16 protein-coding genes are annotated in these 13,406 nt (G+C 63.5%); 3 read left to right on the forward strand and 13 right to left on the reverse strand.

Annotation, left to right across the window (positions count from 1 at the left end; genetic code table 11):
- Both AC630_RS27980 and AC630_RS44330 read right to left on the reverse strand, forming a co-directional pair.
- Nucleotides 1-352: winged helix-turn-helix domain-containing protein (locus AC630_RS27980; protein WP_143198373.1), on the reverse strand; the 352-nt coding region annotated here is incomplete at its 3' end.
- A gap of 43 nt (nucleotides 353-395) precedes the next feature.
- The gene (locus tag AC630_RS44330; RefSeq protein ID WP_143198374.1) at nucleotides 396-731 is read right to left on the reverse strand and encodes a hypothetical protein; all 336 of its coding nucleotides are present in this window, start codon (nucleotides 729-731) and stop codon (nucleotides 396-398) included.
- 63 nt (nucleotides 732-794) lie between these two features.
- Here AC630_RS44330 and AC630_RS27985 point away from each other — a divergent pair, with 63 nt between their 5' ends.
- Nucleotides 795-2,156 (forward strand): class-II fumarase/aspartase family protein, encoded by a 1,362-nt coding sequence (locus tag AC630_RS27985; RefSeq protein WP_074121687.1) that lies wholly within the window; start codon nucleotides 795-797, stop codon nucleotides 2,154-2,156.
- 112 nt (nucleotides 2,157-2,268) lie between these two features.
- Nucleotides 2,269-3,525, forward strand: a complete 1,257-nt coding sequence (locus tag AC630_RS27990) for an aminopeptidase (protein ID WP_074121688.1) — start codon at nucleotides 2,269-2,271, stop codon at nucleotides 3,523-3,525.
- A 172-nt stretch (nucleotides 3,526-3,697) separates the two neighbouring features.
- Here the strand turns inward: AC630_RS27990 and AC630_RS27995 are convergent, their stop codons facing one another.
- Nucleotides 3,698-4,144, reverse strand: a complete 447-nt coding sequence (locus AC630_RS27995; RefSeq protein ID WP_245330542.1) for a hypothetical protein — start codon at nucleotides 4,142-4,144, stop codon at nucleotides 3,698-3,700.
- The gene (locus AC630_RS47265) at nucleotides 4,113-4,253 is read right to left on the reverse strand and encodes a hypothetical protein (protein WP_245330543.1); all 141 of its coding nucleotides are present in this window, start codon (nucleotides 4,251-4,253) and stop codon (nucleotides 4,113-4,115) included. Before AC630_RS47265 ends, AC630_RS27995 begins: the two co-directional genes overlap by 32 nt.
- A gap of 241 nt (nucleotides 4,254-4,494) precedes the next feature.
- Between AC630_RS47265 and AC630_RS28000 the strand changes: the two genes are divergently transcribed.
- Entirely contained in the window at nucleotides 4,495-4,950 is a 456-nt protein-coding gene (locus tag AC630_RS28000) for a cupin domain-containing protein (protein ID WP_074121689.1), read from the forward strand.
- Between the two features lie 73 nt (nucleotides 4,951-5,023).
- Here AC630_RS28000 and AC630_RS28005 read toward each other — a convergent pair whose 3' ends face one another.
- From AC630_RS28005 to AC630_RS28045, 9 genes are all read right to left on the reverse strand, one after another.
- Nucleotides 5,024-6,076 (reverse strand): amidohydrolase family protein, encoded by a 1,053-nt coding sequence (locus tag AC630_RS28005; protein WP_074121690.1) that lies wholly within the window; start codon nucleotides 6,074-6,076, stop codon nucleotides 5,024-5,026.
- A 114-nt stretch (nucleotides 6,077-6,190) separates the two neighbouring features.
- The gene (locus AC630_RS28010; RefSeq protein WP_074121691.1) at nucleotides 6,191-6,712 is read right to left on the reverse strand and encodes a hypothetical protein; all 522 of its coding nucleotides are present in this window, start codon (nucleotides 6,710-6,712) and stop codon (nucleotides 6,191-6,193) included.
- Between the two features lie 63 nt (nucleotides 6,713-6,775).
- On the reverse strand, nucleotides 6,776-7,588 hold the full coding sequence (locus tag AC630_RS28015) for an MBL fold metallo-hydrolase (RefSeq protein WP_074121692.1): 813 nt from the start codon (nucleotides 7,586-7,588) through the stop codon (nucleotides 6,776-6,778).
- A gap of 71 nt (nucleotides 7,589-7,659) precedes the next feature.
- Entirely contained in the window at nucleotides 7,660-8,055 is a 396-nt protein-coding gene (locus AC630_RS28020) for a type II toxin-antitoxin system VapC family toxin (RefSeq protein ID WP_074121693.1), read from the reverse strand.
- Nucleotides 8,052-8,306: an AbrB/MazE/SpoVT family DNA-binding domain-containing protein gene (locus tag AC630_RS28025; protein ID WP_074121694.1), complete on the reverse strand. Its 255-nt coding sequence runs from the start codon at nucleotides 8,304-8,306 to the stop codon at nucleotides 8,052-8,054. Before AC630_RS28025 ends, AC630_RS28020 begins: the two co-directional genes overlap by 4 nt.
- Before the next feature lie 80 nt (nucleotides 8,307-8,386).
- Nucleotides 8,387-9,913 carry a permease gene (locus tag AC630_RS28030; protein ID WP_074121695.1) on the reverse strand — a complete coding sequence of 509 codons (1,527 nt, stop codon included), beginning with the start codon at nucleotides 9,911-9,913 and terminating at the stop codon, nucleotides 8,387-8,389.
- Nucleotides 9,910-10,659, reverse strand: coding sequence for an ABC transporter ATP-binding protein (locus AC630_RS28035; protein ID WP_074121697.1), 750 nt, complete (start codon nucleotides 10,657-10,659; stop codon nucleotides 9,910-9,912). The genes AC630_RS28030 and AC630_RS28035 overlap by 4 nt, the downstream gene beginning before the upstream one ends.
- 128 nt (nucleotides 10,660-10,787) lie before the next feature.
- On the reverse strand, nucleotides 10,788-11,912 hold the full coding sequence (locus AC630_RS28040; protein ID WP_074121698.1) for a lysozyme inhibitor LprI family protein: 1,125 nt from the start codon (nucleotides 11,910-11,912) through the stop codon (nucleotides 10,788-10,790).
- 179 nt (nucleotides 11,913-12,091) lie between these two features.
- Complete coding sequence (locus AC630_RS28045; protein ID WP_074121696.1) at nucleotides 12,092-12,844, reverse strand: transglutaminase-like cysteine peptidase; 753 nt, start codon at nucleotides 12,842-12,844, stop codon at nucleotides 12,092-12,094.
- Between the last annotated feature and the right edge of the window lie 562 nt (nucleotides 12,845-13,406).

Below are 13,406 nucleotides of genomic sequence, written 5' to 3' on the forward strand. Positions count from 1 at the left end.
GCGCCCGGGCCACCCGACCGGGGTCCGGTGCGGCCGCGCCCAGCTTGGTTTCGACATCGCCGACGAAACGAAAGCCCTTGCGCGCGATGGTGCGGATCAGCGCCTGGTTCGCACCATTGTCGCCGATCGCCTTGCGTGCCGCATTGATCCGGCTGGTCAGTGTGGATTCAGAGACGCTGCGCCCGTGCCAGATCTTGTCGATCAGCTCGTCCTTGCTGACCACCCGGTCGCGGTTTTCCATGAGATGGACGACGAGATCGAAGACCTGCGGCTCCACGGCTACGGGAACCTGCTCGCGGCTCAGCTCGCGCCGGTCGGTGTCGAGTAGGTGATCCCGGAACAGAAACTGCACGTCGAGAACTCAAGCCTCATGATGAAATCGGGCAACGGTGAAATCAGGCAGTGGAGTAATCAGGCAGTGGTGAAATCAAAATGGATTTCGACTTGAAGTCTGTAAGTCCGCCGAAGGGCGTGCCGGGTTCATCGCAATTGCGAGATGGCTGCCATGCTGTTTTCGAGTAGGAATGCAATCTCAACTGGAATGTGGCGATTTGGGTCAGATTGCCGCGGGCGACGCACTCGCTGGTCATTCCGGGGCGCGCAAAGCGCGAGCTATGATGCGCAATTGCGCATCCGAGAATCCATCTTGCGGCGAGCGATGTGGCGGGATGGATTCCGGGTTCGCGCCAAGTGGCGCGCCCCGGAATGACGGAAGTCGCGGCTTTGTCCATTGCCGAACAGCGCGGCCTGCGTAAGCTGCCCGCCACACAAAACATCAACGACGAAGAAGCGCCATGCCCGCTTTCCCTGCCTCCACCACCGTGCTCGACTCCATGCTGTTCCGCGACGCCTTCGGCACGCCGCAGATGCGGGAGGTGTTTTCCGACGTCGCGCTGGTCGCGCGCTATGCCGAGGTCGAGGTGGCGCTGGCGAAGGCTGAGGCGAGGTGTGGCGTGATTCCGCAGGACGCCGCGGACCAGATCGCGGCGCGGACGGATGTCGCCGCGCTCGATTTCGACCTGTTGCGGCAGGAGACCGACATCGTCGGCTATCCGATCCTGCCACTGGTGCATCAGATGGTGAAGCAGTGCGGCGAGGCCGGCCGCTACGTGCATTGGGGCGCGACGACGCAGGACATCATGGACACCGCCGTGGTGCTGCAATTGCGCGTCGCGCTCGAGATCGTCGAGCGCGACATCGCCGAGCTCCGCGGCATCCTCGCAAACCTCTCGAAGCGTTATCGCGACACGCCGATGGCGGGCCGCACCCATCTCCAGCAGGCGCTGCCGGTGACCTTCGGCTACAAGACCGCGATCTGGCTTGCGATGTTCGACCGCCACGCCGAGCGACTGGCGCAATTGAAGCCGCGCGTGCTGGTCGGCCAGTTCGCCGGCGCGGCGGGCACGCTGGCCTCGCTGGGTGACAAGGGCTTCGACGTGCAGGAGGCGCTCTGCGCCGAGTTGAAGCTCGGCGTTCCCGCCTCGACCTGGCACGTCGCGCGCGACGGCTTCGCCGAGGCCGTGAACTTCCTCGCGCTGGTCACCGGCTCGCTCGGCAAGATCGCGCTCGACATCATGATCATGGCCTCGACCGAGTTCGCCGAGGTGTACGAGCCCTTCGTCAAGGGGCGTGGCGCCTCCTCGACCATGCCGCAGAAGCGCAACCCGATCTCCTCGGAGCTGATGCTCGCGGCGTCCAAGGCAGTGCGCCAGCACGCGGGTCTGATGCTGGATGCGATGGTGCAGGATTTCGAACGCGCCACCGGACCCTGGCACGCCGAATGGATGGCGATCCCCGAAAGTTTCGTGCTCTCTGCCGGCGCGCTGCACCAGGCGAAATTTGCGCTCGCCGGCCTTATCGTTGACGAAAGGAAGATGGACGACAATCTCGCCGTCAGCCGCGGCCTGATCGTGGCCGAGGCGGTCATGATGGGGCTCGCGCCGCAGCTCGGGCGGCAGGAGGCGCATGACGTGGTCTATGACGCCTGCCGCCACGCCAACGAAGAGGGCAAAAGCCTCGCCGATGCGTTGTCCGCCGATCCACGGATATCCAGCCGCATCGACCGTGCCACAATCGACGCGCTCACCTCACCGAAAAATTACCTCGGGCTTGCGCCCGCGATGGTCGACCGGGTGCTGAAATCGGCAACGCGTTGAAAACCACGATACGCTAAATTGCGTATCTTTCATGTGTCGCAGGACAATCGCACACTTGTGTCTCGCGATGATAGACTTAGATTGAACAGAGAGTTTCGGCAGAGGACCCCGCATGACTGATCACCGCAATACTTCCACTCCCATCGATCCCGCGAAACTCGACCGGCTGGCCGAGGTGGCGGTGAAGGTGGGCCTGGGCTTGCGGCCGGGACAGGATCTTCTCTTGACAGCGCCCGCGATCGCGCTGCCGCTGGTGCGGCGGATCGCCGTGCACGCCTATAAAGCAGGCGCCGGCATCGTGACGCCGATCCTGTCGGACGAGGAGGTGACGCTGGCGCGTTATCGCCACGGTCACGACAACAGTTTTGATCGCGCCGCCGGCTGGCTCTACGAGGGGATGGCGAAGGCGTTCTCTGAAAATACCGCGCGGCTCGCCATCGTCGGCGACAATCCGATGCTGCTGTCGGGCGAGGATCCGTCGAAGGTGGCGCGCGCGAGCAAGGCCAATTCGATGGCCTATCAGCCGGCGCTGGAGAAAATCGTCAATTTCGACACCAACTGGAACATCATCGCCTATCCGAGCCCGTCATGGGCCAAGCAGGTGTTTCCCGATGATCCCGAGGACGTTGCGGTCGGCAAGCTGGCGGATGCGATCTTCGCCGCGTCCCGCGTCGATCGCGAGGACGCGATGGGCAACTGGGCGAGCCACAATGCGGTGCTGCGCGAGCGCACCAACTGGCTCAACGGCCAGCGCTTCCGCGCGCTGCAGTACTCAGGGCCGGGCACCGATCTCACCATCGGCCTTGCCGACGGCCATGAATGGGAGGGCGGCGCTTCGCTCTCCAAGAACGGCGTCAGCTGCAACGCCAATATCCCGACCGAAGAGGTCTTCACCACGCCGCATTGCCGGCGCGTCTACGGCCATGTCGTGAGTTCGAAGCCGCTGTCTTATCAGGGCACGCTGATCGACAACATCGCGGTGCGCTTCGAGGACGGCAAGATCGTCGACGCCAAGGCCTCGCGCGGCTCAGAGGTGCTGAACAAGGTGCTCGACACCGACGAAGGCGCGCGGCGGCTCGGCGAGGTGGCGCTGGTCCCGCATTCGTCGCCGATCTCGCAGAGCGGACTGTTGTTCTACAACACGCTGTTCGACGAGAACGCGGCGTCGCACATCGCGCTCGGCCAGTGCTATTCGAAATGCTTCGTCAACGGCGCGCAGCTCACGCCGCAGCAGATCGCCGCGCAAGGCGGCAATCAGAGCCTGATCCATATCGACTGGATGATCGGTTCGGCCGAGACCGATATCGACGGCATTCTCGCCGACGGCAGCAAGGTGCCGGTGTTCCGCAAGGGCGAGTGGGCGAAGTAACGCCAACGGTCTCTTCTGCGGTGCATCCTTCGAGACGCCCGCCGTTGGCGGGCTCCTCAGGATGAGGTCTCGTTGCGCGGAGAGATGTTAGACCCTCATGGTGAGGAGCGCCGCCTTGCGGCGCGTCTCGAACCATGAAGGCCGAGCGCATTGGTATCCTCGAAGGCCTCTCTCACGCCGCCGCGTTGCGCAGCATCGGGTTGTTGTCGATGCTGAAGCGGTTGAACAGCGTCGTGAACGGGCTGCCGTCGGCGGCCCGCACGATGGCGTCGGACGCGGCCACCGCTTCGTAAAGCGCTCCGACAGGATCGCTCGCCGCGGGCAGGTCGAGCGCGCTGTGGATTTTCTCGCGAGCCTCGTTGATCTCGTCCTCGTCGTCGAGCGTCGTCTCCAGCGCGTCCGCCGCGCGCCGCATCTCTGCAAGGTCGCCGCCGGCGGAAAACTTGAGGATGTCCAGCCAATAGGGGCGGGCGACGACGAGCTGGACGAACGCCTCGAAACTCTCCGCGATAATTCCTGCGCGGCCCTCCGATGAGACGTAGAGCACATTCTGCGGCGGGAGCAGCATGAACGCGCCGCCGGAGGCGTCACCGCCGATCTGCCGGGGGGGCGTCGACACCGTCGATGGTGAACCAGAGTTCCTCGTCCGGCACGAAGGAGATATCGAGGCTGCCGAGCCAGGCGACGACCTCGCCGTTGGCTGCCAGAACCTCTGGGGTCAGGGACATCGGGTGTGGCTCCTTCGATGGTCACATTCGCGCACTTTGTCGCACCCCGGAGAAGATGGGTTCATGTGCGCGAATTTGCAGGGAAATCTGGGCGTTAACCGTTTCGCATCTGCAACTTGCGGCTGATTGTCGGGGCCTGCGTAAGGAAGAATTAAAAGCCGGCCACTAGCGTTCCAGACATCTTTCGAAACAATCGGGGCCGAGACCCGGCCATACATATTATATTCCCTGGGATAAAGAGATGTCGCACGCATTGATTGAAGTCGGTAGTTGCAACGTGGATCTCGAGGTGCGGCCGATCGAGCCGTCCTGGATCATCGAGGGCAACCCGGTGTCGCGCTCGCACATCCTGTCGACCAGCGCCGATGGTACCGCCTCGACCATCATCTGGTCCTGCACCGAAGGGCGCTTCAACTGGTACTACGACATCGACGAGACGATCATGATCATTGAAGGATCGATCGTGCTCGAGAGCGATGGCATGCCGCCGAAGCGCTACGGCCCCGGCGACGTTATTTTCTTCCGCGACGGCGCCCATGCCAAATGGCAGGTCGAAGGCCACGTCAAGAAGATCGCGTTCTGCCGCAAGACCAATCCCGTGGTGATCGGCTTCCTGATCCGCGTCGTCAACAAGCTCAAGCGGATGTTCGTTTCCACCGGCGAGCGCCGTCCCGCCTCGCTGATGGGTGCCGGCTAGTCATATTCAAGGACGCTTCCCAGCGGCCACGACGGAAGAGGGGCCTGGACCAACATCCCGGCCCCTCTTCTTGTCATGACGGCAGGTCGAGCCGGTAGAAATCGGTCGCGGTCTGCGAGAACAGCGCCGTCTTCTCGGTTTCGCTCAAAGGTGCCGCAATGCGCTTGAAGGCGTTGAAGATCACCTGGTAGCTGCACTGGCCCTTGTCCGGCGGGAAATTGCTCTCGAACATCGCGCGCTTCGGCCCGAACGCTTCGATGCAGGTCTCGACATAGGGCCGCCAGGCCGCGGCAAGCTCCTCGGATGACGGCGGCCTTTCGCGCAAATGGAAGTCGTAGCCGAGCAGGCACATCGCGAGCCCGCCGAGCTTCACCACAACGTTCTCGCATTTGGCGATCTCGCGGATCGAGGCGAGCCACTGCGGAAACACCTCCTCGCGCCGTCCGGCAAAGCGGCCGACACCGGCCGGGCCGCCGCAATGATCGAGCACGATCCTGGTGTCGGGGAAGGCGCGCGCGAGCTCGGTCAGTTCGCCGATCTGTGGATGGAACAGCCAGGCATCGAAGCTGAGATTCAGCGGTGCAAGACAGGCAAAGCCCTTGCGAAAGGTCGGGTCTTGTAAAAGTCCCTTCGGCCGGTTTGCATACATGCCGGCGACGACAGGGTCTTCGTCCCAGGCCGAGGCATGCCTGATGCCGCGGAAGCGGCCGTTGCCGGCTGCAATCTCCGCTTCCAGCACGGGCCTTGCGGCGTCGCCCAGCAGCAGGTTGGCGTGGCCGACGATGCCGGCGCAGATCGCGGCCTTGCCATAGCCGCCGCTCGCGCTCATGGCGGCGACACCGTTGGCGAATTCGACCTCGCCGACGGGCCGGAACGCTTCGGGCCCGTGCGCGCGATACATCGAGCGGCAATCGACATAGACGGTGGCGATGACGTTGTGGCCGGAGGCGATGTCGGCGGCCATCTCCTCGATCAGATAGCGGTGCCCGCGATTCCAGAGATGGTGATGGGGATCGACGATCGGCCGCGCCGTATCGATGATCTCCTCCTGATATTGCGCGAGCCAGTCCTCGCGCGGCTCGACAAACAGCCCGCTCGTATTGGCGGGCAACCCGCTTGCAGCCATCGACGTTCGCTCCCTCAGTGTTTTTTGTGGGAGCAGCCTAGCATCTCATGTCTTCACGCAGCAGCGCGCGTTGCGCAACCGCGCCCTTCACCGCGAGCGTATCGAGCGCTGCGGTCAGGTCCTGCGGCGGTTCGCCCTCACGTCGACCACAAGCCGCCATTCGTTTGCAGTGGCAGGCTTGGCCTCGCCGAGCCAGTGGAAGGAATTGTCGGTGATCTCAGTGAAACTCCAGCGCGTCAGCTCGCCTGCGTCGGTCGTGCCGTCCTGCACGATGTCGTTTCCGCGCGGACGGCCAATCTGCTGGCGGAATACGCTGCGGCCAGGATCGAACCAGGAAATCCGCCACGCGGAAATGGAGGGGTCATAGACCCGCAGTGTCGTGCCGTACCAGTTGCCGGCGACTGGAAAGGCCGGGCTTCCCGCAGGGCGGGGAATGATCCAGACATCCTGGACGGCGCGGCCCTCGAGCACCCAGCCGAAATGGATTTCGCCAGGCGCGGTGTGTTTCGTTCCGTCTACCCCATGGGCGGTGATCCCGGCATCCCAGTCGCCGACGAAGCGGCCATAGAGCTGGAGCGCAGCCGCGTGCTCGGGGTTCGGCCTATCCGCGTGCAACAATCTTGCAAAATCGGTCATGTCGCTCTCCTTGTAAGGAGATCAGCACGACCGGCCGTCGGTGGACTTGGAGAAAATTGCGGGTCAAACGCCGTCGAGAATGATCACCGTCGGCTTCGATGGCAGCGCATCCCGCGACATCCGGAACGAGCGCTCGCTGCGCCGGTCGATCTCGAACTGCTGGCCGATGCGGCGCATGAAGTCGTCGAGCGGGGTGGCGAAGCGGTGCATCGGCAGCACCACCGAGGCGCGCAACCGCTTGGTGATCTCCGAGATGCCGTCCAGCGACATGGTGTAGGTGCCATCGATCGGCACCATCACGATGTCCAGCCGCCCGATCTGTGCGAAATGACTGTCGTCGAGCTTGTGGTGGAGATGACCGAGATGGCCGATGCACAGGCCCGCGACCTCGAAGATGAAGATCGAGTTGCCGTCGCGGATCATGTCGGCGCCGGCATCGTCGCCGAAATAGCGGCGGATGTCGGTCGTAACGTTGCGGATGAAGGTGTCGCCGATGCGCTCCGGCACGATGGCCGGCTTGCCGTCCTCGCCCCAGCCATGCAGCACATGCGGAATGCGCTTGTCGGGCAATAAAGTGTAGTGCGTGCTGTGGGCCCGGTTCATGGTGACGACGTCGGGCAGCCGGCCAATCTGATGGGCGCCGCTATAGTCGGTGGCGATGCGCACGCCGCCGGGCGTGTCGATGAAATAGGTGGAGTGGCCGGCATAGGTGATCTCGACCTCGGCCGAGTTGGTGGTCTGCCGGAACGCGACCGGCATTGCGCGAGGCGCAGCATTCGCCATCGCCAGGCATTCGCCGCGCTGTGGCTGCTGGGCGAGGGCAGGGGAGAGGACTGCGCTGAAGAAGGCAAAGATCGTGAGGATCAGTCGAGGCATAACGGGATCATCCGCCGCACATACGATGATCCAAAGAGTGTATCGTCGAATTCGCGCGACGTCATGCGTCGCTACGGCAGCCGCGCCAATCCGCCGCTTGCCTCTACCAGCTTCACGGCTTTTTTATCGAATGAGACAAAGGTCTCGGCGCCGAGCCAATAGCCTTCATGGGCGATAACGCCGTCGGCAAAATCGCCGCCGGCATCGAGGAGTGCCAACCCAGCTTCAGCCACGGGCCGGTTGACGACCGCATTGGAGGCATTGATCAAGTGCCGGATGGAAGCCGCGATATTCTCAGCAGAAGTTTTGTAGCCTCGTGAGAGGACCCAGGCCAACTCGCACAGTGCAGGGATCGAGATGGCTATTACGTCTGCCTTCCTGAGAAGGGCTTCGGCCGCCTTGCTCTGTTCCGCATCATCTCCGACGAGAACCCGTACCAAGACGTTGGTGTCGGGTGTTATCTTCATCGCTTGCCGGCCCAGCCATCAGCAATGATCTCGTTCATCTCCTCGATCGACAGCGATCGGCCCTTCGTTTTTCCTTTCAGGAAGCCGAAGGCATCCGAAATCTTTCCGGTGGGTCGAACTGCCTTCACCTCAACTCGCCCCCCAGGGAGCTTTTCTATCGAGATCTTGTCGCCCGGATGTACACCGAGGTGCTCTAGGAGATCCTTCCGCAACGTAACCTGCCCCTTTGCCGTGACGGTGAGCGTGCCCATGGGGTCCTCAATCCTTGATATTCGATAAGTAAGGCGATTTAGCCTTACTTTCAAGTGACCAGACTGAGTCGAGGCACCCCTCACTCCCGCCGCGGGCTGAACTTCCACGTGACGGCAACAAGGCCCGCGGTGATCAGGCCGCTGACGAGGCCGGCGATCGGGAGAGCGAGAAACAGCGCGGCGGTGGCGGCCCAGCCGATCGAGGAGAAGGCTTCGGCGAAGGTTGCAAGCCGCGAGGAGGTCTGGCGGCGGCGGAATTGGCTGCGCCTGGCCTGGACCCGGAACCAGAGCTGGATCGCGGTCGCGGAGGCCGCGCTGATGATGATCGCACCGGCGCTGATCGCTGCCTGGAACGGCGAGGCGAAGGCCAGCACGGCGAGCAGCGGGCAGAAGATGATGGCGATCGCGATCAGCACCACTTCGATCTTGGCGCGGATGACGCCGGACGGCGTCAGTGGCGCGGTCGCGACGAGATCGGGGGCGTCCTCGCCCGAGATCGTCAGCCAGGCAAGTCCGCCGGCGAGTTGTCCCGCCGCCATGACCATCACAGGCGTGATGAGCGTCAGCGCCGCGGAGCTGTCGGCAAAGCTGCGCCAGAGCAGGAGTGCCGGCGGCACCAGATAGAGAAGCTGCATCAAGGTCTGCGAGATCAGCCAGGGATCGCGCCAGAGCAGCATGAATTCCTTGCGCCGCAGCGCCTGCTGCCGTGATCCGTCGCGGAACGGGCGCTCCTTCGCGCTTCTGCGGCCGGACTTGCCGTAGGCGGCGGCATCGATCGCTGTATCGGTAAAGCGGCCCGAGAAGATCGCCATCACGCTTCCGAGCAGGACGAGGCCGAGCGCCAGAAGCAGCAGCAGCGCCTCGCTGTCGCCCATGGTCGCCCGCGCCGGCCACCACCAGGTGCTGTCGACGTCGGGGGCGTAGGCGGCCGCGGCGCCGGAGGTCAGGATGGTGAAGCGCGACAGCGTGCCGTAGGACATGATCGCGGCGACTTGCAGCGCGATCACGAAGCCTGCGCCGATGATTGCAGCGAGGATCTGGGCCACGAAGCGCGTCCGCGCCGGGCCGATCAACCGGAACAGGAGGATGGTGACGGCGATGGCGATCGCCGCGGCCGACAGGCCCATGGCGACGACGACGCCGAATGCGGTGAGCCATCGCGCGCCGCCGCCGATCACCAGCACGTCGATGAAGGGCGTCGAGAACAACAGAGCCATCGCCGTGACGGTGAGCGCGATCGCCGCGATGCGCACCGAGAACAGATTGGCCAGCGTCGCCGGCGAAGACATGATGAGGTCCAGATCGGCGCGGGCGTAAAACACCCGCGTCACCGATTCGATCGCCTGCGACAGCATCAGCATCCAGGCGAGAAAGATCGTCGCCGAAATCACGATCAGCGAGGATTTATCGAGTGGGGGTTGCAGATCGGCGAAGCGGCCGATCACCGCCCAGGCCGGCAGGTGCAGGAGTGCTGCGAAGAACAGCAGGCCGATCATTGCCACGCGCGCCCGCTTGTGCCGTCCGCCGGTCATCATGGCGAGCCATTCGCGCCAGGCGAGCCGGAGCTCGTGGCGAGCAAACCAGGAGAGCGCGGTCGCCGAGCTCATGCGGCGGCCTGAAGCGCAACCAGCGCGATGAAGAGATCTTCCAGGCTGGTGTCGGCATGGCCGTTCTGCTGGCGCAACTCGGTCAGCGTGCCCTCCGCGACCAGGCGGCCCGATGCGATCACGCCGATGCGGTCGGCCATGCGCTCGGCAACTTCCAGGATGTGCGTGGTCATGATGATGGTGCAGCCGGCCTGAACGCGCTCGCTCAACAAACCCTTCACATGGCGGGCGGAGACGGCATCGAGCCCCGTCAGCGGCTCGTCGAGAATGATGAGGCGGGGATCGTGCACCAGCGCGCCGGCCAGCGCCACTTTCTGGCGCATGCCCTTGGAAAAGCCTTCGCAGCGTTCGTGCCGATGCGGCTCGAGCCCGAGCGAACTCAGCAGTTCCTGCGCGACCGGTTCCGAAACAGAAGGCGCAATGCCCCAGAGGCCGGCGACGAATTCGAGATATTCGAGCGGGGTGAGCTTGTCATAGATCATCGGCTCGTCGGACACCCACGCCATTACCTGCTTGGCAGCGACGGGGTTTTGGAGCGCATCGATGCCGAAGATCGAGACCGCACCGGCATCGGGCCGCAGCAAGCCTGCGACCATGCGCAAAGTGGTGGTCTTGCCGGCGCCGTTGGGACCGACCAGTGCGTAGAATTCGCCGGCATGAATGGTGAGATCGAGGCTATCGACCGCCAAGCGGTCAAAACGCTTCGTTAACCCTCGGATTTCCAGTGCCGAGTTGTCCGGCTTCATGACGGCCACACCATGCGATTTTGCATTGCCCGCGACCATGCCCCGAAGATGTTTCGGCACCATGAATCGCGCTGCTGCAAATGCGGCCATCTGGACATGGTAGCGCCGAAGCAATCCGTGAAGAGCGCCTACGATCCCCCGCCCGCGGTGCCTGAATTCACCGGGGCCAGCTCGTCTTCCCTGCAGCGCCAGCCGTCGGTGGCCTTCACGAAGGCGAAGGTGCGCTGGATCCTCAAGCGGCGTGTCACGTTGAAGGCCTCTGCCGAGCGTTCCTTGTTGCCGGCGCCCGGCTGAGGACGACCTGTCCTGGCGTCCCAGCAGGTGCCGGTGCAGGTGGACGCAACCTTGCTGCAGGTGGTGAAGGGCGCCAGCACGACCATTTCGATCTCGCCGGTGACCTGCGCCTCCTGCTCGGTCACCTGGCTGTCGACGGCGTAAACGCGGTTGATGCGAAGGAAATTGCCGCACGAATTGGCGGCGTGGATCCGCGCGGCGCAGAAGTCGACGGCGTCGGTGTCGGGCGACTTGGCCGCGACCTGCCGGCCGAACACCTTCTTCGGATCGCCCTTGGCGGCAGCGATCTCGTCGATCTTGTGCTTCAAATAATCGGTGAGACACTCTTCCGCGGACTCGAGCTCCTGAAGCGGCACGTTCTCCTTGCCGACCAGATTGCACTTGCGATCGCGCTCCCTCGTCCACCGGCCATATTCGGAGAAGGCAAAGCGTGCGGCAGTCGGGTCCAGCTTGCCGATCAGGGCGAGCACCTGGCTGTTGAGCTCGGTTTCGGTCAGCGCCAGCGACGGGTCCGCGCAGATCAGCGCGCCGGCTGCGGTGTTGGCCGCGAGACAGTCGAAATCCGGATCGCGGACAATCGCGGCGCGTTCGTCGGTGACCTTGAGAAGGCAGGCCTTCACCCGATCGAAATCGTCGGAGCGGATCGCGGTCTGGCCGACGATGCCGCAGCCGAGGTTGCGCTGGCGGACCCAGATTGCATTCTCCTCGATCGCGGGCAGGCGGTCGGGCAGGCGGGCGAGCCGGGCCTCGATCGCCGTGCTCAGCTTCTCGGCAGCGGCGGCAAGCTCGGCATCACCGCAGAACAATTGATTGCCGGGATCGCGAATCTGCTGGCAGTTGTTCCTGGCAAACAGTGGCAGCTTGTCGGCGATGGAGCGGTCGGGTGGGACGGATTGCGCGAAGCCCGGTGCCGCCGGCAACGCCAGCAGCGCAAGCACAGTCAGTACGATGAACCGCATTCCGGTCGCCCCCTGCATAGCCGAAGCCATGCTAGCGTCCCGGATCGCGCGGTGAAATGGGTTTGTGATAGGATGGGTTGGGGGAGATCGCAGCCCGGATGGAGCGGAAGCGTAATCCGGGATTCATGCAGCAGGCGATAGAGACCCGGATTTCGCTGCGCTCCATCCAGGCTACGAGATCAGTGCGCCTCGGCAAACAGCGACAGGCGCTGGCTCTCCAGTCCGGAGAACCGCACGGGCTCGTCGACATATTTCATCACGGCCGACTGGTAGAGCACGAAGAGCGGCTGGTAGCCCCGGGCATCGTCGTCCTCGACCATCGCCATGCGGCGGTTGTCGAGCATCAGCCAGTGGCCGTCGAGCCGTGCGGCGGCAACCGCATGCGCTTGGCCGGCGCGGGTGTCACGCACCACGACGATTCGGAGATCTTCTGCCGCGACACCCGCAAGGCGCAGCGCCGCGAGCTTGGCGATGGCATAGTCCTCGCAATCGCCGGCGCCACGCTGGAAGGTCGCAAGCGGCGAACTCCAGACGTCCTCAGTGCCGTCATTGGTGGCCCGGATGGCGAGGTTGATGGCGCGATTGGTCTCGCCCAGCCGCGCACGGCCGTCGCGGGTGCGGGCCTGGTCGACAATGGCGAGCAGCCTGAGTGCCGCAGGCGATGCGCAATGATCCCGATCGCCGTCGCACAGCGCGAGCTGCACCATGTCGTCGTCGAGCCTGTCCTTCAGCGCGAACCATTTCTGCTGCAGGCTGCCGGAAGAGATGGCAAAGGCGAACACGCCGAACGGCTCGGCGGATTTGCGCACGAGGAGGCCGGCTCCCGGCGACAGCAGCGTGCCGGCGCGAAGCTCGGCGGCCGATCCGAACACGATCAATCCGCACAGGACAAGGATTGCGCGCCAGGCGCGCGAGCGAGCAGCGGTCTCCATCTGACATCCCCTTCCGGCTTCGCCGGGTCCCCTCGACCTATGCGTGCCGGGCTTTGTTGCTTTCGCGGAGATAGTGCGAGACGGGCCGTTTTGTTCTGTTTAACGCGACCTGCAGCGGTCCCAAATCCGTGAGACAGGCTGAAACAGGCCTGCCCAAATTGCGTAAAATTTTACAATTCGGGAGAGGGAGGTCCCCGGCTGCCGCGAAATAGCACAGATTGCAGGCAGAAGTTGTAGGAGCAAAGGTTCTGCGTTCTATGGCTAACGGTCCGCTATTTCACGGGTTCTGTTAGTTGGATCACAGATTTAGCTCCGTATTTGCCGCAATATGTTGCGGGGAACCGCGAAGAAAAGATGACGTAAGTATATGTTGTTGAATTTATACGATAGATTGCTTTGGGTGACTGGAAATGCCTGCATATAAGTCGAATTCGACTTTTTATTACTTGAATGATTACTTTTCCTTCTCTGCGAAGGTTCCGCTCGACGGGGGCCGCTGTAGTCAAGTGACGCGAAATCACACAAGCAATAGATGGTTTCGCTAAGGACTTGGTAATGCTAA

This window comes from Bradyrhizobium sp. AS23.2, from assembly GCF_001908185.1.
Classification (GTDB): Bacteria; Pseudomonadota; Alphaproteobacteria; order Rhizobiales; family Xanthobacteraceae; genus Bradyrhizobium.

What these genes read in the sequence shown, in the direction of transcription:
- AC630_RS28025 (WP_074121694.1), bottom strand. Translation starts at nt 8,306, where the DNA reads ATGGGCACGCTCACCGTCACGGCAAAGGGGCAGGTTACGTTGCGGAAG.
- AC630_RS28040 (WP_074121698.1), bottom strand. Translation starts at nt 11,912, where the DNA reads ATGCGGTTCATCGTACTGACTGTGCTTGCGCTGCTGGCGTTGCCGGCG.
- AC630_RS28005 (WP_074121690.1), bottom strand. Translation starts at nt 6,076, where the DNA reads ATGGCTGCAAGCGGGTTGCCCGCCAATACGAGCGGGCTGTTTGTCGAG.
- AC630_RS28015 (WP_074121692.1), bottom strand. Translation starts at nt 7,588, where the DNA reads ATGCCTCGACTGATCCTCACGATCTTTGCCTTCTTCAGCGCAGTCCTC.
- AC630_RS44330 (WP_143198374.1), bottom strand. Translation starts at nt 731, where the DNA reads ATGGACAAAGCCGCGACTTCCGTCATTCCGGGGCGCGCCACTTGGCGC.
- AC630_RS28030 (WP_074121695.1), bottom strand. Translation starts at nt 9,913, where the DNA reads ATGAGCTCGGCGACCGCGCTCTCCTGGTTTGCTCGCCACGAGCTCCGG.
- AC630_RS28000 (WP_074121689.1), top strand. Translation starts at nt 4,495, where the DNA reads ATGTCGCACGCATTGATTGAAGTCGGTAGTTGCAACGTGGATCTCGAG.
- AC630_RS28010 (WP_074121691.1), bottom strand. Translation starts at nt 6,712, where the DNA reads ATGACCGATTTTGCAAGATTGTTGCACGCGGATAGGCCGAACCCCGAG.
- AC630_RS28045 (WP_074121696.1), bottom strand. Translation starts at nt 12,844, where the DNA reads ATGGAGACCGCTGCTCGCTCGCGCGCCTGGCGCGCAATCCTTGTCCTG.
- AC630_RS28020 (WP_074121693.1), bottom strand. Translation starts at nt 8,055, where the DNA reads ATGAAGATAACACCCGACACCAACGTCTTGGTACGGGTTCTCGTCGGA.
- AC630_RS27990 (WP_074121688.1), top strand. Translation starts at nt 2,269, where the DNA reads ATGACTGATCACCGCAATACTTCCACTCCCATCGATCCCGCGAAACTC.
- AC630_RS47265 (WP_245330543.1), bottom strand. Translation starts at nt 4,253, where the DNA reads ATGTCCCTGACCCCAGAGGTTCTGGCAGCCAACGGCGAGGTCGTCGCC.
- AC630_RS27985 (WP_074121687.1), top strand. Translation starts at nt 795, where the DNA reads ATGCCCGCTTTCCCTGCCTCCACCACCGTGCTCGACTCCATGCTGTTC.
- AC630_RS28035 (WP_074121697.1), bottom strand. Translation starts at nt 10,659, where the DNA reads ATGAAGCCGGACAACTCGGCACTGGAAATCCGAGGGTTAACGAAGCGT.